The organism is Occultella glacieicola (genome assembly GCF_004353825.1).
Classification (GTDB): Bacteria; Actinomycetota; Actinomycetes; order Actinomycetales; family Beutenbergiaceae; genus Occultella; species Occultella glacieicola.
On record NZ_SMNA01000003.1, the window covers coordinates 250,420 to 269,940 of the forward strand.

The 19,521-nt window shown below is 72.1% G+C and carries 19 protein-coding genes; 5 read left to right on the top strand and 14 right to left on the bottom strand.

Going from position 1 to position 19,521, the window contains the following annotated elements:
• Positions 1–2: 2 nt before the first annotated feature.
• The 4 genes from EXU48_RS06790 to EXU48_RS06805 form a co-directional block, all read right to left on the bottom strand.
• Positions 3–734 carry a LamB/YcsF family protein gene (locus tag EXU48_RS06790; protein ID WP_133106881.1) on the bottom strand — a complete coding sequence of 244 codons (732 nt, stop codon included), beginning with the start codon at positions 732–734 and terminating at the stop codon, positions 3–5.
• Between the two features lie 88 nt (positions 735–822).
• On the bottom strand, positions 823–1,122 hold the full coding sequence (locus EXU48_RS06795; protein ID WP_133106882.1) for an SHOCT domain-containing protein: 300 nt from the start codon (positions 1,120–1,122) through the stop codon (positions 823–825).
• Positions 1,123–1,169: 47 nt separating this feature from the next.
• Positions 1,170–1,613 (bottom strand): DUF6325 family protein, encoded by a 444-nt coding sequence (locus EXU48_RS06800; protein ID WP_207947647.1) that lies wholly within the window; start codon positions 1,611–1,613, stop codon positions 1,170–1,172.
• 166 nt (positions 1,614–1,779) lie between these two features.
• Entirely contained in the window at positions 1,780–2,547 is a 768-nt protein-coding gene (locus tag EXU48_RS06805) for a TetR/AcrR family transcriptional regulator (RefSeq protein ID WP_133106883.1), read from the bottom strand.
• 90 nt (positions 2,548–2,637) lie between these two features.
• On the opposite strand from EXU48_RS06805, the gene EXU48_RS06810 reads away from it, so the two are divergent.
• Positions 2,638–3,030 carry a VOC family protein gene (locus EXU48_RS06810; RefSeq protein ID WP_133106884.1) on the top strand — a complete coding sequence of 131 codons (393 nt, stop codon included), beginning with the start codon at positions 2,638–2,640 and terminating at the stop codon, positions 3,028–3,030.
• Here the strand turns inward: EXU48_RS06810 and EXU48_RS06815 are convergent.
• Genes EXU48_RS06815 through EXU48_RS06830 form a run of 4 tightly spaced genes read right to left on the bottom strand, consistent with a single transcriptional unit; the run spans position 2,984 to position 7,429 of the window.
• Entirely contained in the window at positions 2,984–3,901 is a 918-nt protein-coding gene (locus tag EXU48_RS06815; protein WP_235856881.1) for an ECF transporter S component, read from the bottom strand. The two genes, EXU48_RS06810 and EXU48_RS06815, sit on opposite strands and share 47 nt — an antisense overlap.
• Positions 3,898–5,616 carry an ABC transporter ATP-binding protein gene (locus tag EXU48_RS06820; RefSeq protein WP_133106885.1) on the bottom strand — a complete coding sequence of 573 codons (1,719 nt, stop codon included), beginning with the start codon at positions 5,614–5,616 and terminating at the stop codon, positions 3,898–3,900. The genes EXU48_RS06815 and EXU48_RS06820 overlap by 4 nt, the downstream gene beginning before the upstream one ends.
• The gene (locus EXU48_RS06825) at positions 5,613–6,728 is read right to left on the bottom strand and encodes an energy-coupling factor transporter transmembrane component T (protein ID WP_133106886.1); all 1,116 of its coding nucleotides are present in this window, start codon (positions 6,726–6,728) and stop codon (positions 5,613–5,615) included. The genes EXU48_RS06820 and EXU48_RS06825 overlap by 4 nt, the downstream gene beginning before the upstream one ends.
• On the bottom strand, positions 6,725–7,429 hold the full coding sequence (locus EXU48_RS06830; RefSeq protein WP_133106887.1) for a hypothetical protein: 705 nt from the start codon (positions 7,427–7,429) through the stop codon (positions 6,725–6,727). Before EXU48_RS06830 ends, EXU48_RS06825 begins: the two co-directional genes overlap by 4 nt.
• A gap of 301 nt (positions 7,430–7,730) precedes the next feature.
• On the opposite strand from EXU48_RS06830, the gene EXU48_RS06835 reads away from it, so the two are divergent.
• Positions 7,731–8,318, top strand: a complete 588-nt coding sequence (locus EXU48_RS06835) for a cob(I)yrinic acid a,c-diamide adenosyltransferase (protein WP_133106888.1) — start codon at positions 7,731–7,733, stop codon at positions 8,316–8,318.
• A gap of 38 nt (positions 8,319–8,356) precedes the next feature.
• Here the strand turns inward: EXU48_RS06835 and EXU48_RS06840 are convergent, their stop codons facing one another.
• The 6 genes from EXU48_RS06840 to EXU48_RS06865 all read right to left on the bottom strand — a co-directional run bounded on the left by EXU48_RS06840 (position 8,357) and on the right by EXU48_RS06865 (position 14,928).
• Entirely contained in the window at positions 8,357–8,635 is a 279-nt protein-coding gene (locus EXU48_RS06840) for a hypothetical protein (protein ID WP_133106889.1), read from the bottom strand.
• Positions 8,636–8,923: 288 nt separating this feature from the next.
• On the bottom strand, positions 8,924–9,928 hold the full coding sequence (locus tag EXU48_RS06845) for a sugar phosphate isomerase/epimerase family protein (protein ID WP_133106890.1): 1,005 nt from the start codon (positions 9,926–9,928) through the stop codon (positions 8,924–8,926).
• Between the two features lie 39 nt (positions 9,929–9,967).
• On the bottom strand, positions 9,968–11,161 hold the full coding sequence (locus tag EXU48_RS06850; RefSeq protein WP_207947648.1) for a Gfo/Idh/MocA family protein: 1,194 nt from the start codon (positions 11,159–11,161) through the stop codon (positions 9,968–9,970).
• Positions 11,162–11,268: 107 nt separating this feature from the next.
• Positions 11,269–12,342, bottom strand: coding sequence for a substrate-binding domain-containing protein (locus tag EXU48_RS06855; protein ID WP_133106891.1), 1,074 nt, complete (start codon positions 12,340–12,342; stop codon positions 11,269–11,271).
• Positions 12,343–12,388: 46 nt separating this feature from the next.
• Positions 12,389–13,420 (bottom strand): ABC transporter permease, encoded by a 1,032-nt coding sequence (locus tag EXU48_RS06860; protein ID WP_407938724.1) that lies wholly within the window; start codon positions 13,418–13,420, stop codon positions 12,389–12,391.
• Positions 13,417–14,928, bottom strand: a complete 1,512-nt coding sequence (locus EXU48_RS06865) for a sugar ABC transporter ATP-binding protein (protein WP_133106892.1) — start codon at positions 14,926–14,928, stop codon at positions 13,417–13,419. The genes EXU48_RS06860 and EXU48_RS06865 overlap by 4 nt, the downstream gene beginning before the upstream one ends.
• 107 nt (positions 14,929–15,035) lie before the next feature.
• On the opposite strand from EXU48_RS06865, the gene EXU48_RS06870 reads away from it, so the two are divergent.
• The 3 genes from EXU48_RS06870 (at position 15,036) to EXU48_RS06880 (ending at position 19,499) form a co-directional block, all read left to right on the top strand.
• The gene (locus EXU48_RS06870; RefSeq protein WP_235856882.1) at positions 15,036–16,217 is read left to right on the top strand and encodes an ROK family protein; all 1,182 of its coding nucleotides are present in this window, start codon (positions 15,036–15,038) and stop codon (positions 16,215–16,217) included.
• 112 nt (positions 16,218–16,329) lie between these two features.
• Positions 16,330–17,823, top strand: coding sequence for a leucyl aminopeptidase (locus tag EXU48_RS06875; protein ID WP_133106893.1), 1,494 nt, complete (start codon positions 16,330–16,332; stop codon positions 17,821–17,823).
• 8 nt (positions 17,824–17,831) lie between these two features.
• Entirely contained in the window at positions 17,832–19,499 is a 1,668-nt protein-coding gene (locus EXU48_RS06880; protein ID WP_133106894.1) for an AbgT family transporter, read from the top strand.
• Positions 19,500–19,521: the final 22 nt, after the last annotated feature.

The following is a 19,521-nucleotide window of genomic DNA, read 5'->3' on the forward strand; positions in this document are numbered from 1 at the left end:
CCTCAGGTGAACGGCACCGGTGCCAGGCCGGCGCCCTCGAGTTCGGCACGGACCCGCGTCGCGATCGCCACGGCGCCCGGGGTGTCGCCGTGCACGCACAACGTCCGCACGTCGAGGCGGATGGCGGTGCCGTCGACAGCGGTCATGGTGCCGGTGCGGATCAGGTCGGCGACGCGGGCCGCGATGGTCGCGGCGTCGTGCAGGACCGCGCCAGCCTCCGTGCGTGGCACGAGCGTTCCGAGTGGGGTGTACGCGCGGTCCGCGAAGCCCTCGGCGACGGCGCCCAGGCCGGCCTCGCGGGCCAGGTCGAGGTCGAGTCCGCCGGGTGCACCGACGAGCGCGAGTCCCGCCGCGCGCGCCAGCCGCACGACCGCCCGCGCGTGGGGTGGGTGGGATCCGGCCGCGTGGTACAGCGCCCCGTGCGGTTTGACGTAGCTCACCCGGGTGCCGGCCCTGGCGGCGACGTCGGCGAGGGCGCCGAGCTGGTCGGTGAGGTGGCCGAGCAGGTCCTCCTCGGCCAGGTCGAGGAACGTGCGGCCGAAGTTTTCGGGGTCCGGGTACGCGACGTGCGCCCCCACCCGCACCCCACGGGCCGCCGCCGCCTCGCAGACCCGGCGCATCGAGTCCGGGTCGCCGGCGTGACCGCCGCAGGCCACGTTGGCGCTCGTGACCACGGCGAGCATGGCCTCGTCGTCACCCACACCCTCGCCGAGGTCCGCGTTCAGGTCCAGCATGCTCCGATGATCCCACGCGGCCCGGTCCCGGAACACGACGGTGCTGCCACGGGTGATCGTCGCCCGCGGCGGCACCGGGCCGTGGCACTCAGCCGGCGAGGATGCGCGCCTTCTGGGCCTCGAACTCCGCGTCCGAGAGGATGCCCTGGTCCTTCAGGGTGCCGAGCTGCTGGAGCTGCTGGAGCTTGTCGTCCATGCTGGCGGCCGCGGCCGCGGGGGCCGGTGCGGGTGGCGGCGGTGCGGCGTAGACCGGCTGGGGCGGGGGTGCCTGCGCCGCCTGCTGTTCCTGCCATCTGCCGGCCTGGCGGTGGGCGACGCGGCCCGAGACGGCGGTGGCGGTGCCGGCGATCGCGGCCGTGCGCGCCATGGATCGGAGCAGTCGTGGCATGGTGGGTGTCCCTTCGTTCGGTCCGGTGGTGGCCTGTTCGGCGCCGGTCAGGCGTCCGGTTCGGTCTCGTCGAGGGTCTCCAGGAGCTCCTCCAGCGGGATCCGGCCGGTGGAGACCAATTGCCCACCGGAGGCCCGCACGGCGGCCGCGAACGGAGCCGCCCAGACGTTCTCGTAGATGAGCACGGCGGCGGAGCTCCCGGCTTCGAGGACGCCACCGACGTCGTCGAGGTCGTCCTCTCCGAGCAGCCCGGATGAGGCTCCCTCGAAGACGCCGAGGTCGAGTTCGCCGTCGCCGTCGAGGTCGGACACGCTCAGGATGACGACCTCACCGTCGACGTCCTTGCGGACGAACATCAGGTCGATGATCTTGATCAGCCCGCCCTCCACGAGGTCGAGCAGCCGGGGTAGGACGTCTCCGTTGAACTGGTTGCCGGGGAACTCCAGGACGAGGTAGTCGATGGGGCCGATCTCCTCGAGGGTCTCGGTCATTGTGCGTCCTCCGTGTCCGATCGGTGAGTGGGTCCGGCCGCGCCTGCCCCTGCCGCACCTGCACGGCACCGGGGCCTGCGCCCGGACCCCAGGATGCGCGGCCGGACCGCCGGCACGCCTCACCCGAGCCGGATGAGTGCACCTCCCGCCGGGTAGCACCCCCGGCTCAGGCCTCGATGAGCGCGGCCAGCCCGTCCAGCACCCGGTCCAGCCCGAAGGAGAACGCGACGCCTGGGTCGTACGCCGCCCCCTGCGCCGACCCCGCGGCCTCGCCGATCCGAACCGCTCGCGGGTACCGGGCCGGATCGAGCACGCTCGCCAGCAGGGGGCCGTTCGCGGCCCACCACTGTGCGTCCGTGCTACCCGAGTCCCGCCGGGCAGCCTCGACACCGTGCTGGGCGAGCGCCTGCTGTTGCGTGAAGCCGAGCACGAACGTCAGGGCGGCATCGGTGTCCACGTCGGAGAGCCCGGTGCCGTCGAACGCGGCGAGCTCGTGCTCGTACTTGGCCATCTGGCCGGGCCCGAGCGGCGGCCGGGACAGCGCGACGACCTCCACCAGCCAGGGGTGCGCCCGCAGCAGGTCGCGGTTCGCCTCGGCCACGGCCCGGACCCGGCTCCGCCATCGCCGACGCCCCCAGGCCGGGCGGGGCATCACCAGGTAGAGATGATCGACCATCAGGTCGGTCAGCTCGGTCATCCCGGGCACGTGGGTGTACAGGGACATCGGTGCCATGCCGACGGCGGCCGCCACCGCGCGCACGCTCAGCGCGGCCGGTCCCTCGGTGTCCGCGAGCGCGATGGCCGTCTCGATCACCTCCTCGAGCGTGTGCGCGGGAGCCGGACCCCGACGGCGGGGGGCCGGTGGTCCGTGACCGCGCCAGAGCAGGGCGAGCGTCCGGTCGGCGGGCCCCGTGCCGGATCGGTCGTCGGTCATGGGAATGATTCTTGCACCCCGATCGTTGTGCACCGTACGATGTAACAACACCGTACATCGTACGTTGTTCGTTCGACCGAAAGAGAGCCCATGCAGATCACCGAATCGACCCTCTCGCTCAATGTCCCCGACGTGGGGGCGTCTGCGGACTGGGTCCGCGAGCACCTGGGCTTCACCCAGGCGATGGCCGCGGACGGATTCGTCTCGCTGACCCACCCTGACGCGGGCTTCTCCCTGGTCTACCTGCGGGTGGGCCTGGCGTCGTTCAAGCCGGCGTCGGCCGCCGGGCCCGCGGACGGCCTGCTCGTGGCCTTCACGGTGGACGCCATCGACGCCGAGTACGAGCGCCTGCGAGCCGAGGGCGTGGAGATCGTCACCGAGATCGAGACCGAGCCGTGGGGCGAGCGGTACTTCCAGATGCGCGACCCGAACGGCGTCATCTATCAGCTGGTCCAGTGGGTGGAGGCGCCCCCGCAGTCGTGAGGCGCGGCGGGACCGGCTCGGCCGGCGGCCCGAAGGCCGCTCGCCGGGCCGCCCGGCGCAATGTGGCGAGCACGGCGTAGCCGGCCACGGCGATCCCGGCCGCGGTCGTGATGAGCCGGCCGAGGTCCCAGGGCAGCGACGTGGTCAGGCTGTAGAGAACGAACCGCCGCACGTTCTCGGCGACCGGGTCCCCGGCCACGAAGGAGATCTCGGTGGCGGTCCCGAGCAGGAACGGCCAGAAGGAGAGGTTCAGCAGCACCCCGAAGCCCAGAGCCGCGAGTGCACCGTAGCCCGCCAGCATCGCGAGTTCACCCACGCCGCGAGCCCGGCGCGGCAGCAGCCCGGCACCGAGGCCGACCCAGCCGGCCCCGAGCATCTGGAACGGCAGCCACGGCCCCACGCCCCCGGTCAGCAGTGCGGAGGCGAGCAGGGTGGTGGTGCCGAGCAGGAATCCGAAGCCCGGGCCGAACACCCGGGCGCCGAGCACGATCAGGACGAACACCGTCTCGATGCCGCCGGTGCCCGCCGCGAGCGGTCGCAGGATCGCGCCGATCGCGGTGAGCAGGCCGAGCACGGCGATCGCCTTGACGTCGATCCCGCCGTCGCCGAACCCGACGCCCAGCACGGCGAGGGCGGCGGCCACCACGAGGCCGAGGACCAGCGGCGCCGAGGTGGCGTCGCTCAACACCGCCCCCTCGCCGACGAGCAGCGGCCAGCCGAACGCGAGCACCCCCAGCAGGGAGGCCACCGCCAGGGTCAGCCCCAGCCGGCGGCCGATCGGGACGGCGCGCGCGTCGACGCCGGGTGAGTCGATCCCACGCCTGCCGTTCCGGGGTCCGCCCGCCGACCCCTCCCGGCCACGTCCGGTCACGGCGCGGACTCCGGCTCGGCCCCGGCGTCCAGCGCCCGCCGGACGTCCGCAACGGTCAGCACCGGGGCCGGCGCCAGGATCTTCGCCACCTGGGGTGCGAAGACCGGCGAGTCCAGGAGGAAGTCCCGGGCCGGCGCGTCGGTCACGACCTCACCGTCGGCCAGCAGCAGCACCCGGTCGGCGAGCTGGGCGACGAACTCCACGTCATGACTGGCCACGAGCACCGTCCGGCCCTGCCGGCGCAGGCCGGCGAGCGCCGCGACCAGCTCCGCCTTCGCCGGGTAGTCCAGGCCCCGGGTGGGCTCGTCGAGCAGGAGCACCGCGGGGGCGGCGGCGAGCTGGACGGCGACGGCGAGGGCGAGCCGCTGCCCCTCGGAGAGGTCCCGGGGGTGCCGGCCGGGATCGATGCCCGGGGTGATCGACCCCAGGATCCGCGCCGTGGACCCGGGCTCGGCGTCCGCCTGGGAGTCGGCAGCGGCGCACTCGGCGGACACCGTGGCCAGGTACAGCAGGTCGGTCGGCGACTGCGGCACCAGGGCCACCTGCCGGCGTGCGACGGCGGGCCGCTGGTCGGCAGGGTCGGCTCCGGCCGCGGTGCGTACGGTGCCCGCGGACCGCGGCCCGGCGCCGCTGAGCGCCCACAACAGGGAGGACTTCCCGGCGCCGTTGCGGCCCATCAGGGCCACCACCTCCCCCGCGGCCAGGGCGAGGTCGACGCCGCGGACAGCGTGGGCCCGGCCGTGCCGCACGTGCAGTCCGTCGGCCGTCAGCGTCGGTGTGCCCGGCTCGTCGGCAGCGGACCTGGCTGCCGACCGACCTGCCGACCGACCTGCCGACGCCGACCTGAAGGACCCGGGCTCCGCCGTCGTGCCCTCCGACCCGGGACCGCCCGCCGCCGCAGACGACCCTGCGAGCACCCGCTCGCGCAACGGACCGGCCGTCCGGCGGGCGTCCCGGACGGACAGCGGCAGCGGGTCCCAGCCGGCGAGCCGGCCCAGCTCGACCACCGGCGGTGCCACGGCCGATCCGGCGAGAACCGTGGCCGGATCGCCCGAGGTCGCGACGCCGTCGGCGGTCAGTGAGATCACCGCATCCGCGAACTGGACCACGCGTTCGAGCCGGTGCTCGGCCAGCAGCACGGTGATCCCGGCGTCGTGCACGAGCCGGGTCAGGGCGGCGAGCACGTCCTCGGCGGCGGCCGGGTCGAGCGCGGACGTGGGCTCATCGAGCACGAGGATCCGCGGCTGGGCGGTCAGCACCGCACCGATCGCGACCCGCTGCTGTTGTCCGCCGGACAGGTCGCCGAGCGGCCGGTCGCGCAGCGCCGCCAGACCGAGCAGGTCGAGCACCTCCTCGACCCGGCGGCGCATCAGCGTGGGCGCGAGAGCGAGCTGCTCCATGGCGAACGCCAGCTCCTCGGCCACCGTGTCGGTGACGAACGAGGCGAGCGGGTCCTGGCCGACCACTCCGACCACGTCCGCGAGGTCGCGCGGCAGGTGCTCGCGGGTGTCCCGGCCGTCCACGAGCACCGTCCCGGTGAGCCGGCCGCCGCTGAAGTGCGGCACCCTGGCGCCGGCAGCGCCGAGCAGGGAGGACTTCCCGGAGCCGGTGGGACCGACCACCAGGCACAGCTCACCCTCGCCGATCACGGCATCGACGCCCCGCAGCACGGGGCCGTTGCCGTAGTCGACGCTGACGTCCCGGAACTCGATCATCGCCGGCCACCCCCGATCGTGGCCGGCGCGATGGCGGCGAGCGCGGCCACGACCCCGGCCACGTTCAGGGTGGGCCAGGTCGGCGGCGTCAGCCCGGCCGACAGCGTGCCCGGATCGAGCCAGCCGCCGAGGACGACCGCCGTCGCGGCGACGATCCCACAGCCGGCCACGAGGTTCTCGCGCAGACCCCACGGGTCGGGTCGGTACCGGGTACGGTCCACCCGCCGGCCGGCCCGGACCGAGGCTGCGACGGCGACCACCGCGCCGACGCCCAGACCCACCGCCCCGAGCCAGGCCGGGGCGGCGCCGTCGAGGAGGGCGTAGGTGCCGAGCACCCCGGCGACGAGGGCGACCACCAGGGCGGCGGTGACGTGACGGCCGCCGCCCGGGGTGGTCCCGCGGGCGTAGCCGCGCGAGTCCATCGAGGCGGCCAGGTCGAGCGAGCGGTCGAGGGCGTCCTGCAGGACCGGGATCAGCCGGCCGGCGAAGGCCCGGGGTCCGCGGGCGTCCAGACCGCGCAGGCGCTGCGCCCGGCGGACCCGGCCGACGGCGGTGAACAGTTGCGGGGTCACGGTCACCGCGATCACGACGGCCGTGCTCAGGTGGTGCAGGGAGGCGGGCACGCTGCGCAGGGCGCGCTTGGGGTTGGCGAGCGCGTTCGCGGCGCCGAAGGTGATGATGAGCGCGGCCAGGCGCAAGCCGGCGTAGATCGCACCGAGGAGCCCCGCGGTGTGCACGGGGCCGAGCAGGGTGAGGCTGTCGACCCAGTCGGGCAACGGCACGGTGGGCAGGTCGATCAGGACCGGACTGGAGTCCGGCAGGCCGACGACGACGTAGAACGCCACGCGCACCGCGACCACGACCAGCCCGAGGATCAGGTAGGCGCCGAACGCCCGGGCCCACGGGCTCTCGTCCCGGCAGACGGTCACGACCAGCACGACGGCAGCCAGGAGCAGCGCGATCACGAGCGGGTTCTGCGTGCGGGTGATCGCCACGGCGATCCCGGCCGCCCACGCCCACCAGGCCAGCGGGTGCAGGCCCCGTCCGCGGGCCGGAGTCGCCTCCGCCCGGGCGACCGGGCCCTCGATGACGGCCACGGCGGGCCCGCTCACTCCTCCCGCGCGGCGCGGCGCCGACGCGCCACCAGGGTCGCGACCACGATGACGGCGGCCACCGCGGCGAGACCGGCGATCAGCCCGACCGGGACGCCGGAGTCCGCATCCTCGGCGGCGGCGTCGGGGTCGGTGGACTCGGACGCATCCCCGGTGGCCTGCTCCTCGGCGGACGTCTCGGTCGACTCCTGCGCCGGCCCGTCACCTCCGGCGGCTGCGGCGACGTCGGCTGCCGTGACGGTCGGGCCGGCGGTGCCGTCGAAGTAACGCCAGCCCTCGAAGGACCCGACGGCCGGGTCGGAGCCGTCCGCGCCCACCTGGTAGCTCACCCACTCCGCCCCGGGCTCCGCGCTCCAGTAGGACCAGAAGTTCCCGTCGAACTCGTCCGGCCCCGGACACGGGTCCGGCTGCGAATCGATCGTGCAGAGCAGACCCGAGCTCGAGTTCACGGGTGCGAAGCCGGCGAGTTCGAGCGCCTCTCGGCCCGAAGCCGGATCGCCCTCGGCGCAGCCGATCTCGACCTCGCCGCCGAGGCCGGTGAAGTCGACGACGACCGTGACGCCCTCGTCCTCGGTCGGGCAGCCGCCCTCGGGGGCGGGGGCGCCGGCCGCGGACGCGGCGGTGGGCACGAGGGCGAGCAGGCCGAGACCGAGCGTGGCCGCGGCCAGCGTCCGGGTCGCGGAGGCGAACAGGTGCTTCATGGTGCTGGAGCCTTCCGGGAGGGGGCCTGCGGTGCGGGCCCGCTCCCCCGGATCCGGGCACGACGGCACCGGACGAGGACTCGGGCTCCTCCCGCAGTCCACGACGGGTCGAGCCGTCGACCCGAGCAGGCGATCCGGCTCGTCGCCCGCGCCATGATGCGGGCGACCCACGGTTGCGGGACAGCGCCGGCTTCGGACCGGCTTCCCCTGACCTCGGGTCGATTGGGTTGTGTTGAGGCGCAGTCTATGGCCGCGCGGCGGGAACCGTGCGCCGACGTGGCGGCGGTGGCATGCTCCAGGCATGGCAACGATCTCGACCGGCACCGGCGACGACGGCACCACCGGACTCTTCCTCGGCGGACGGGTGTCCAAGGCCGAGTCGCAGGTGGAGGCGGCCGGCGACCTCGACGAGACGGTCGCCGTGCTCGGGGTGGCCCGCGCCGCGTGCGCCGGCGGGGCCACCGTCCCCTTCGGCGACACCGACGACGGCGGCGCGGAGCTCGCGAGCCTGTTGCTGCGGCTGCAGCGCGAACTGTTCGTGTGCGGCGCCGACCTGTCCACGAACCCGTTCCACCGGGACCGCCTGGTCCCCGGGACGTCGCTCGTGACGTCGCAGATGGTGGCGGATCTCGAGGCCCTCATGGCCGACCTCGTGGAACGGCGCCCGCTACGCCCGGTGTTCATCGTGCCGGGCTCGAACCCGGTCGGCGCCTCCCTCGACCACGCCCGCACGGTGGCTCGGCGGGCCGAGCGCCACGTGGTCGCGGCGCGCGCCTCCGGGGTCGAGGTGAACCCCCAGTTGTCCACGTACCTGAACCGGTTCTCGGACCTGCTCTTCGTGCTGGCCCGGCACGCAGGCGGACCGGACGAGCCTGCCAGCCACGACTGACCCGCCGCGACGTCCCGATCGTCGAGGCGATCGTACGCTCAGACCTCGGTGGCCCGCCGGGCCGTGATCTCCTCGGTGATCTCGCGGAACCTCTCCTCGGTGAGCGGATAGAAGAACATCACCGAGACCGAGAGCAACATGAAGGCGCCGACCAGGCCACCGGCCCACAACTGGATGCTCGCCGCCACACCGTCGGCCTGCATCTGCCCGGCCGCAGCGCTCGCGGCGCTGAACCCGGCCCAGGTGAGCGCGAAGCCACCGACGAAGCCGCCCGAGCGCCTCCGCGACCCTCGTCCCCACGAGCGTCGCGCCGGCACCGTAGTGCTCGAACATCGTCACTACCGGCACCTCCGCCGGACGCTGATCGGTCTCCATCGCGCTCACTCTCCCGATAGTCCGGCGGGCCTCTTCGCCACCGTCGTCTGGTTCGTTGTCGAGTGCCCCCGGCTCACCCCAGCATGCCCTCAACGCGATCGGAATGTGTGCAGTTCGTGAAGAGACGGCGGACGGGGTGTTGTCGGCGACGGATCGCCACGGTGGTTCCCGGTCCGCCGACATGCCGAGGGCGTCCCCCGGCACCGGCCGGGGGACGCCCTCGTCGATGGTCAGCGGGTGCTGAACGCGGCGTCGAACGCGGCCTCGGGCGCGTCGAAGGCGAACCGCTTCACGAACTCCAGCGCCTCCGGTGCCCCGACGAGCCGGTCCATGCCGGCGTCCTCCCATTCCACCGAGATGGGGCCGTCGTAGCCGATGTGGTTGAGCGCGCGGAAGGCGTCCTCCCAGGGCACGTCGCCGTGCCCGGTGGAGACGAAGTCCCAACCGCGGCGCGGGTCCGCCCAGGGCAGGTGCGAGGACAGCCGACCGTTGCGGCCGTTGGTCATCCGCAGCTTCGTGTCCTTGCAGTCGACGTGGTAGATGCGGTCGGCGAAGTCGACGAGGAAGGAGACCGGGTCGATCTGCTGCCAGACCATGTGGCTCGGGTCCCAGTTCAGGCCGAACGCCTCCCGGTGCCCGATGGCCTCGAGGGTGCGCACGGTCGACCAGTAGTCGTAGGCGATCTCGCTCGGGTGCACCTCATGTGCGAACCGGACCCCGACCTCGTCGAAGACATCCAGGATCGGGTTCCACCGGTCCGCGAAGTCCTGATAGCCGGCCGCGATGATCTCGTCGCGCACGGGCGGGAACATCGCGACGTACTTCCAGATCGCCGACCCGGTGAAGCCGACCACCGTCTTGACGCCGAGCCGGGCGGCGGCCCGGGCCGTGTTCTTCATCTCCTCGGCGGCCCGCCGGCGCACACCCTCGGCGTCGCCGTCGCCCCAGATGGAGTCGGGCAGCATCTCGCGGTGCCGGATGTCGATCGGGTCGTCGCAGACGGCCTGTCCCTTGAGGTGGTTGGAGATCGCCCAGACCTTGAGGTCGTACCGGGCGAGCAGGTCCAGCTTCTCCTGGACGTAGTCGTCGTCGGTGGCGGCGCGGTTCGGGTCCAGGTGGTCGCCCCAACAGGCGATCTCGAGGCCGTCGTAGCCCCACTCGGAGGCGAGCCGGGCGACCTCCTCGAACGGGAGGTCCGCCCACTGTCCGGTGAACAGGGTGATCGGTCGTGCCATGGGAAATCTGCTCCTCGCTGCGGGTTGTCTTCGGTCTGATCAGGCTGGTTCGGTGCCGGAGGTCGGGACCGTCACCCAGTTGCTCCCACTCTGGGCGCTCTCCTCGACGGCAGCAAGGACCCGCTGGACCGCGAGCCCGTCCGCGAACGACGGTTCGGGCTGGTCGCCGGCGGCGATCGCCGTAGTCAGGTCCACCACCTGGTGGGTGAACGCGTGCTCGTAGCCGAGGCCGTGACCGGCCGGCCACCACGCGGAGATGAACGGGTGCTCCGGTTCGGTGACGAGGATCCGGCGGTACCCGGCGGTGCGGGTGTCCTCGCCGGCGTCGAAGTACTCGAGCACGTTCAGGTCCTCCAGGTCGAACGCGATCGAGCCGGCCGAGCCGTTGATCTCGAACCGCAGGGCGTTCTTGCGGCCCCAGGCGAACCGGGTGGCCTCGAACGTCCCGATCGCGCCGCCGGTGAGGCGGGCCAGCCAGATCGAGGCGTCGTCCACGGTCACCGGCCCGAGTTCCGCGCCGCCGGTGCCGGCCAGGCCGGAGAACTCGGTGGCCACGGGGCGCTCCTTGACGAACGTCTCGGTGAGACCGGCGACGCCCGTGATCGCCTGACCGGTGACGAACTGGATCAGGTCGGTGATGTGGGCGCCGATGTCCCCGAGCGCACCGGAACCGGCCCTCGTCTTGTCCAGCCGCCAGGACAGTGGTGCGCCGGAGTCCGCGATCCAGTCCTGGAGGTACTGGGCCCGAACCTGCCGGATCGTCCCGAGCCGACCCTCGTCGACGAACTGACGGGCGAGCTGGATGGCGGGGACCCGGCGGTAGGTGAAGCCCACCATCGCGAGCACGCCGTTGGCACGGGCGGCCTCGGCGGCGGCGGCCATCTGTTCGGCCTCGGCGACCGAGTTCGCCAGTGGCTTCTCGCAGAGCACGTGCTTGCCGGCCTCCAGGGCGGCGATAGCGATCTCCGCGTGAGTGTCACCCGGCGTGCACACATCCACCAGGTCGACGTCATCGCGGGCGATCGCGGTGCGCCAGTCCGTCTCCGTGTCACGCCAGTCCAGCTTCTGCGCCGCGGCGGCCAGCGCCTGCGGGTTCCGCCCGCAGATCACCTGCTGGACCGGGGTGAGCGGCAGATCGAAGAAGCGTGGTGCGTTGCGCCACGCCTGCGAGTGGGCGGCACCCATGAAGGCGTAGCCGATCATCGCGACGTTCAGGGCTGGACTGACGGACATGGAACTCTCTCTCATTGGGGATTGCTCGTGCGGCAGGGCCGTGGCGGCCGGTCGGCCACCACGGCCCTGGGTCCGACGGCCGGATCACCGACCATCGGCCGAACCGGTCAGGACTGGAAGGCCGTAGGCAGATACTGCTCCACGTTCTCCGACGTCACCACCGGGGCATACAGCTGGATCAGGCGGGGAACCTCGACCTCGACGAGGTCGGTGAGGGCTCGCTGCTGGACGACGAGCCGGGCCAGCGCGATGCCGTCCGCGGCCTGCGTGGCCGGGTAGATGACGGTGGCCTGGACCACCGAGTCCCCGCTCTGGATCAGCTCCATCATGTTGACCGATCCGGCGCCGCCGACCATGACGAACTCGTCGCGGCCGGCGTTCTCGATGGCGGCCATCACGCCGACGCCCTGGTCGTCGTCGTGGTTCCACAGGGCGTCGATCTGAGGCGCGGCCTGGAGCAGGTTCGACGCCGCCGCCTCCCCGCCCTGCACCGTGAAGTCCGCTGCGACCCGGTTGTCGACGTCCTGCCCGCACTCGGCCAGGGCGTCGGAGAATCCGCGGCTGCGGTCCTGGGTCAGCGGCAGCGAATCGATGCCGGCGATCTCGGCGATCACGGCATCGGCATTGTCACCGACCTGCTCGCAGATGTACTGACCCGCGCTGACCCCCATGCCGTAGTTGTCCCCGAGCACGGTGACGCGGGCGGCGTTCGGGTCGGAGAACTCGCGGTCGACGTTGACGACCACGATGCCCGCCTCCATGGCGCGCAGGGCCACCTCGGTGAGGGCGGCGCCGTCGAACGGCAGCAGCACGATCGCATCGACGCCGTCGTTGATGAATGTCTCAACCTGGCTGATCTGCAGGTTGACGTCGTTGGTGCCCTCGGCGACCCGGAGTTCGACGTCGGAGTAGGTGGCCGCGTGCTCCTCGGCGGCCTCGGTGATGGCACCCATCCAGCCGTGGTCGGCGGCAGGCGCGGAGAAGCCGATCACGACGGTCTCCCCAGCCTCGGCGTTCGGGTTGCCGCCGCCGCCGTCAGCATCACCGGCGTCACCGGCGGCGGTCTCCTCGTCCTCGGGCGGTGGCTCGTTGCTGGTGCAGCCAGCCGTGACCATGGCCACGGCGGCCAGCCCGGCGATACCGACCAGTAGCCGTCGGCGCAGCGTCATCGGTGCAGACATGGTGTTTCCTCTCGGTTGGCAAGGCGATGCGATGGGTTCGGGGGAACTACGGGGACGAGGAACCGGACCGGCTCGCGAACCGCTGCTGGAGCAGCACGGCGAGCACGATGATGGCGCCCTTGACGATGGACTGGGCGGAGATGGACAGGTTGTTCAGGGTGAAGATGTTGCTCAGCGTCGCGAAGATCAGGACGCCGAAGACCGTGCCGACGATCGTGCCGCGGCCACCGATGAGTAGCGTGCCGCCCACCACGACGGCGGCGATCGCGTCCAGTTCGTAGAGCCCTCCGTGCGTCGAGCTGCCGACCGTCGTGCGGGCGATCATCATGGCGCCGGCCAGGCCGGAGCAGAACCCACAGAGCACGTACAGCGCCACGGTGTGGGCTCGTACCCGGATGCCTGCCAACCGAGCGGCTTCGGCGTTGCCGCCCACCGCGATGGTCCGGCGCCCGAACGTGGTCCGGTTCAGCAGCACCCAACCGGCGGCGGCGACGATCAGGAACACCCACACCAAGGTCGGCAGGCCCAGCGGCCGGGCATCGAAGAAGTTGTCGAACCCCGGCACGTCCAGGATCTGGTTCCGATTGTTCGAGATGATCTCCGCGAGTCCGCGGGCCGCGACCATCATGGCCAGGGTCGCGATGAACGCGACCACCTTGCCGTAGGCGATGAGGATGCCGCTGACCAGTCCGCAGGCGGCACCGACGGCGCAGGCGGTGAACACCACCACGAGCCAGTGCACGTCCCCGGCCATGGCCTGGGTGGCGAGCGTGGAGGCCCAGACCGAGGCCAGGCCGAGCACCGAGCCGACGGACAGGTCGATGCCGCCGCCGGTGATCACGAACGTCATGCCGACGCTGACCACGCCGGTCACGGAGGCGAACCGCAGGATCGTGATGAAGTTGTCACCGTCCAGGAACCGGGTGTCGGCAGTGAACCAGCCGACCAGGCAGAGCCCGAGGAGAGCGATCACGAGTCCCAGGTTGCGCACCATCCCGCCAGGCAACGAGATGCGTCGGCCCCCGGTCCGGACGGTCTCCTGTGACGGCGGCGGTGGGGCTTCGGCGGAGGCACTCACGCTGCCTCTCCTTCCATGACGAGGTCGAGGACCCGGTGTTCGTCGATATCCCGGGCCGGGCCGCTGTGGACCACCCGCCCGTCGGCGACCACGTGAATGGTGTCACTGAGCCCGAGCACCTCGGGCAACTCGCTGGAGACCACGAGGATGGCCGTGCCGGCCGCGGCGAGCTCCGCGATCAACTTGTAGATCTCCGCGCGGGCGCCGACGTCGACGCCACGGGTCGGTTCGTCGAGGACCAGGACCCGGCACCCGTGCTCCAACCACCGGCCGAGCAGGATCTTCTGCTGATTGCCGCCCGAGAACGTTCGGGTCACCCGGTTCGGGTCGGCCGGGCGCAGCTCGAGCCCGGTGATCTGCCGCATCGCGGCGCGGCGTTCCCGGTGCTCGTCGAGGAACCCGCCACGCGCGATGCGGGCGAACGAGGACAGCGTGATGTTCCGGTACAGCGGCTCATCCAGGAGCAGCCCCTGGCTCTTGCGCTCCTCTGGGCACAGCCCGACGCCTGCGGACACGGCGTCCGGCACCGAGCCGGGCCGCAACCGCCGCCCGTCGACCAGGACCCGACCGGCGCTCGGTCGCCGGACGCCGCAGATCGCCTCCAGGATCTCGGACCGGCCGGACCCGACGAGACCCGCCAGACCCACGATCTCGCCAGCGCGGATCTGTAGCGAGACCCCCTCGAAGGTCCCCGGCAGGGCCAGGTCCTCGACGTTCAGGACCTCCGCGGCATCGGCTGCCACCGATGGCCGAGGCGGGAACACGTACTCCTCGGTACGGCCGGTCATCAGCGTGATCAGCTCCCGGGTGGAGGTCGTCGCGACGTCGAGCCCGGTCGCCACCGTGCGGCCGTTCTTGAGCACGGTGATCCGGTCGCCGACCTGCCGGATCTCCTCCAGTCGGTGCGAGATGTAGATGATCGCGACGCCCGCTGCCGTGACCTCGCGGACCACCCGGAAGAGGTTCTCGACCTCCTCGGCATCCAGGACGGCCGACGGCTCGTCCATCACGATGAGGCGGGCCTTCCGGGAGAGCGCACGGGCCATCGAGACCACCTGCTTGCCCGCCGCGGACAGCCGGCCCACCTCCAGGCGTGGCGAGATCTCGGCGTGGCCGAGCTGGGCGAGCAGCTCCCGGGACCGGGCGATCATGGCGCCGGCGTTGCTCAGACCGGCCCTCGACAGTTCGTGGCCGAGGAAGATGTTCTCGGCGACCGTGAGCCCGTCGACGACGTCGAGCTCCTGGTACATCGTCGCGATCCCGAGCCGCAGCGCGGCCACCGGGCTGGTGATCGTGACCGGTTGGTCGTCGATGTGGATCTCGCCGTCGTTCGGCTGGTGGGCCCCGGCGAGGACCTTGATCAGGGTCGACTTCCCGGCCCCGTTCTGTCCGAGCACGCAGTGCACCTCACCGGTGCGCACGTCGAGATCCACGCCATCGAGTGCCTTCGCACCCGGGAAGTTTTTGACGGTGCCACGCATCGTCAGGAACGTGTCGCCGGTGACCATGCGCCGAACCTAGGCGACCTTCTGTCGGCCGTCAAGCAAAAGTCGGCGCGGCGGCCAGCTGTGACCGATCCGTGACCCTATAGTGGTCGTTCGCCGCAAGGAGGCCCATGGGTCAGACCCGTCGATCGAACGCTCCGCCCACCGGGCTCAGCGGCATGCTCACGCTGCTGCGCGACGGCGTGCCGCGCTCGCGCGCCGAACTCGTGGAGGCGACCGGGCACGCCCGGTCCACCATCGCCCAACGCATCGACCTGCTGCTCGAGAGCGGCCTGCTGGTCCACGGCGGCGCGGCCAGCTCGACCGGCGGGCGACCGCCGGAGGTGTTCGCGTTCGCGCCGGCCTCGCGCACGATCCTGGCCGTGGACGCGGGCGCCGCGCACCTGCACGTCGCGGTGACGGACCTCGATGGCAGCATCCTCGCCGAGCGTCAGGAGGAGGCTGCGATCGGCGACGGCCCGGACGTGATTCTCGCCCGGGTCGCGACGCTCGGCCACGAACTGCTCGGCGAGGTCGGACGCCCGTGCGGCGAACTCGTCGGGGTCGGGGTGGGCGTGCCCGGACCGGTCGAGCACGACACCGGCAGGCCCCGCAATCCCCCGATCATGCCTGGCTGGGACGGCGCCGACATCCCGGGGCTGCTCGGCGAGCGGTTCCGGGTGCCGGTCCTCGTCGACAACGACGTGAACCTGATGGCGGCCGGCGAGCACTGGGCCCGCTACCGCGACATCGACGACCTCGTCTTCGTCAAGGTCGCCACCGGGATCGGGGCGGGCATCATCTCCGAGGGACGGATCCACCGGGGCGCCCAGGGCGCGGCCGGCGACCTCGGCCACATCGCCGTGCCCGGCGGCGCGGACGTGCTCTGCACCTGCGGCAACACCGGCTGCCTCGAGGCCCTGGCGAGCCGCCGGGCGGTGCGTGCGGCGTGGCTCGCGGCCGGCCGCAGCGCCGAGGAGGCCGCGGACATCCACGCCCTCATCCGTTCCGATGACCCGCTCGCCCTGGAGTTGTCGAACCGGGCGGGCCGGGACATCGGGGCGGTGCTGGCGGGCACGGTCAGCCTGCTCAACCCGTCCGTGGTGGTGATCGGGGGCTCGATGGCGATGGACAACCCGGTCCTCATCGAGGCGATCGCCACCGCGATCCGAACGAGGTCCCTCGCGCTGGCGACGAGGGACCTGCGCATCGAGACCACCGGCACCGGCGCCCGGGCCGCGGTCCTGGGCGCCGCCCGGATGATCGCCGACCACGTGCTCTCCGACGAGGCCATCGAGACCCTCCTACCGTGAGGCCCGGGCTCTGGTCTGCGGGGCCGCCGCTCCACTAGGGTCGGCACCAGTTCTCGCACGTGTTCGACCCAGCGGATGAGGCCCGTGTGGCCACGACAAGAGGACATCGAAGATGAGCAACCCGACCAGCATCTTCACCCCGGCCAGCCTCACTGCACGTTCGGTCGACGTCACGGTCACGGGCCTGGATGGAGCCCCGGAGGTCGCGGCGCACGGGATCCCCGTCTCCCCCGGCGTCGACGTACCCGCCCTGCTCGGGCTCGACCGCGACGCTCTCTCCGCGGTCGGGTTCACCGGTGCCGTGGGTGAGACCCTGGTCCTGCCCGGCACGCCGATCCGGGTGGCCTACGGAACCGGACCACAGGAGGAGATCAGCTCCACGTCCGTGCGTGACGCCGCGGCCGCGTGCTCGCTCGCCGTGTCCCGGAGCACGGCCCTCGCTCTGGACCTGCCCGGCTCCACCGACGAGGCGGGCGCGTTCGCCACAGCCGCGGTGGAGGGCGCGCTGCTGGCCCGGTACTCGTACCGACTCGGGCGGCCGTCGCCCAGCGCCCCGTTGGCCGCGTTGATGCTGCGTACCGGGGCCGATGGCGTCGCTGCGGCCGAGGAGGGCGCTCGCCGCGGCCAGATCCTGGTCCGCACCGCCGAGCGCAGCCGCGATCTCGCGAACGCTCCCGGAGGCGCGCTCACCGCCGCCCGGTTCGCCGAGCTCGCGACCGAGATCGGCGCGTCCGCCGGACTCCGGGTCGAGGTCTTCGACGAGGCGGCTCTGCGCGACCTCGGCTGCGGCGGCCTGCTCGGCGTGAACCTCGGCAGCGTCGACCCACCCCGGATGGTGAAGCTGACCTACGAGCCGTCCGGGACGCCGTCGGGCCGGCTGACCCTGGTCGGCAAGGGGATCATGTACGACTCGGGCGGGATCGCGCTCAAGCCCGGTGACCTGATGCATGCGGCCATGAAGAACGACATGACCGGCGCCGGGGCGATCCTGGCCGCGATGACCGCCCTCGGCGAGCTGGACTGCCCCACCCAAGTGACCGGGTTCCTGATGTGCACCGACAACATGCCCTCCGGCTCCGCCATGAAGCTGGGGGACGTCCTGACCATTCGCGGCGGCACCACGGTCGAGGTGCTGAACACCGACGCCGAGGGCCGGCTGGTGATGGCCGACGCCCTGGTGCTGGCCACCGAGGAGCCCACCGACGCGATCGTGGACATCGCCACCCTCACCGGTGCCTGCATGCGTGCTCTCGGCACCGAGATCGCCGGGGTGATGGGCAACGACTCCGGCGTGATCGACCAGGTCCGCCACGCCGGTGAGCGGGTCGACGAGCCGGTCTGGGAACTGCCGCTGGCCCGCCGCTACCGCAAGGAGCTCGACTCGACGATCGCGGACCTCAAGAACCTCGGCGGCCCGAACGCGGGGGCGATCACCGCCGCGCTGTTCCTCGAGGAGTTCGTGGATGGCCGCCCCTGGGCCCACCTGGATATCGCCGGGACCGCCCAGGCGGACGCCGCGAACGGGTGGCGCAACAAGGGCGCCACCGGCTTCGGTGCCCGGCTGCTGGTGGACCTGGCCCTGAACTTCACGGCACCCGGCCGGTAGGAGGCATCATGACCGAGCTCACCGCCGACGAGACCCCGGCCGACACCAAGGGCTTCCTGAACTGGATCGAGCGGGTCGGCAACAAGGTGCCGAACCCGACGATCATGTTCGTCTACCTCATCGGCCTGATCGCGGTGATCTCCCTGATCCTGGCCTGGGTCGGGGTGTCGGTCACCGACGAGGTGGTCACCCCGGTCCCGCGCGACGAGTTCAACCAGGTCAATGAGCACCTGGGTGGCACCTGGACGATCTACGACTCCGTGACGGGAGAGCCCGCCGAGGTCCCGGAGTACATCGTCGAGGAGGTCACCTTCGAGGTCCGCAGCCTGCTGTCCGTCGAGGGCCTCCGGTTCTCCTTCTCGTCCTTCGTCGACAATTTCGCCGGCTTCGGCGTGGTCGCGGTCGTGCTCGTCGCGATGGCCGGGGTCGGTGTCGCCGAGCACGCCGGCCTCATGGGGGCCCTGATCCGGCGCACCGTGAAGGTCGCACCCAAGCGGTGGCTCGCCTTCATCCTGATCTTCGTCGGCGTGCTGTCCTCGGTGGCGACGGACGCCGGGTACCTGATCCTGGTCCCGCTCGCCGCCGCGGCCTTCCTCACCGTCGGGCGACATCCGCTCGCCGGCCTGGCCGCCGCGTTCGCCGGCGTCGGCGCCGTGTTCGGGGTGAACCTGCTGATCACACCGTCGGACAGCATGCTCACCGAGATCACGAACGAGGTCCTCGCCACCGCCGGGATGGAGACGCTGGAGGTCACCCAGAACTTCTACTTCGCGATCGTCTCGTCCATCGCGATGGCCGTGGTCGTGCTGCTGGTCACCCTGTTCGTGACCGAGAAGCGACTCGGGACCTACCAGCGCGACGACCTGGCCGCGGGCGTGGCCGAGGCGAACGCCGACGAGGAGGTCGACGAGGCCGCCGAGGCCCGGGGACTGAGATTCTCGTTCTGGGCACTGATCGGCTTCGTGGCCCTGATCGCCCTGCTCACGGCTCCTCCGGGGGCTCCGCTGCGTGACCCGGAGACCGGGGCGGTCATCGGCACCACGCCGTTCATGGCGAGCCTCGTCTTCATCATCTCGCTCGCGTTCCTGGTCTGCGGCGCCGCCTACGGTGCCGGGGCGAAGACCCTGGTGGGCGGGAACGCCGCCGTCGCCGCGATCACCAAGACGTTCGCGAGCCTCGGCGGGTTGCTGCTGATGTTCCTGATGATCGCCCAGTTCATCGCGCTGTTCAACTGGTCGAACCTGCCGACGGTCGCGGCCGTCTCGGCTGCCGAACTGCTGGAGACGGCGGACGTCCCGGCGCTCGTGCTGCTGCTGGCGTTCATCCTGGTGATCGTCATCCTCGACTTCATCCTCCCGGGCCTGGTGCCGAAGTGGGTGATCTTCGCGCCGGTGTTCATCCCGATCTTCGCCTCGCTCGACGTGGCCCCGCAGACGCTGCTGGCCGCCTACCGCGTCGGCGACTCGCCGGTGAACGTGCTCACCCCGCTCATGGTGTACCTGCCGTTCATGGTCACCGTGGCGCAGCGGTACAAGAAGGACGCCGGCATCGGCACGATCATCGCCCTGATGATCCCGTACGCGGTGGCGGTGCTGGTCACCTGGACCGTGCTGTTCGCAGCCTGGTTCCTGTTGGGGATCCCGTGGGGTCCCGGCGCGCCGGTGGACATGGGCTGAGCCGTCCGCAGACCGACAACCG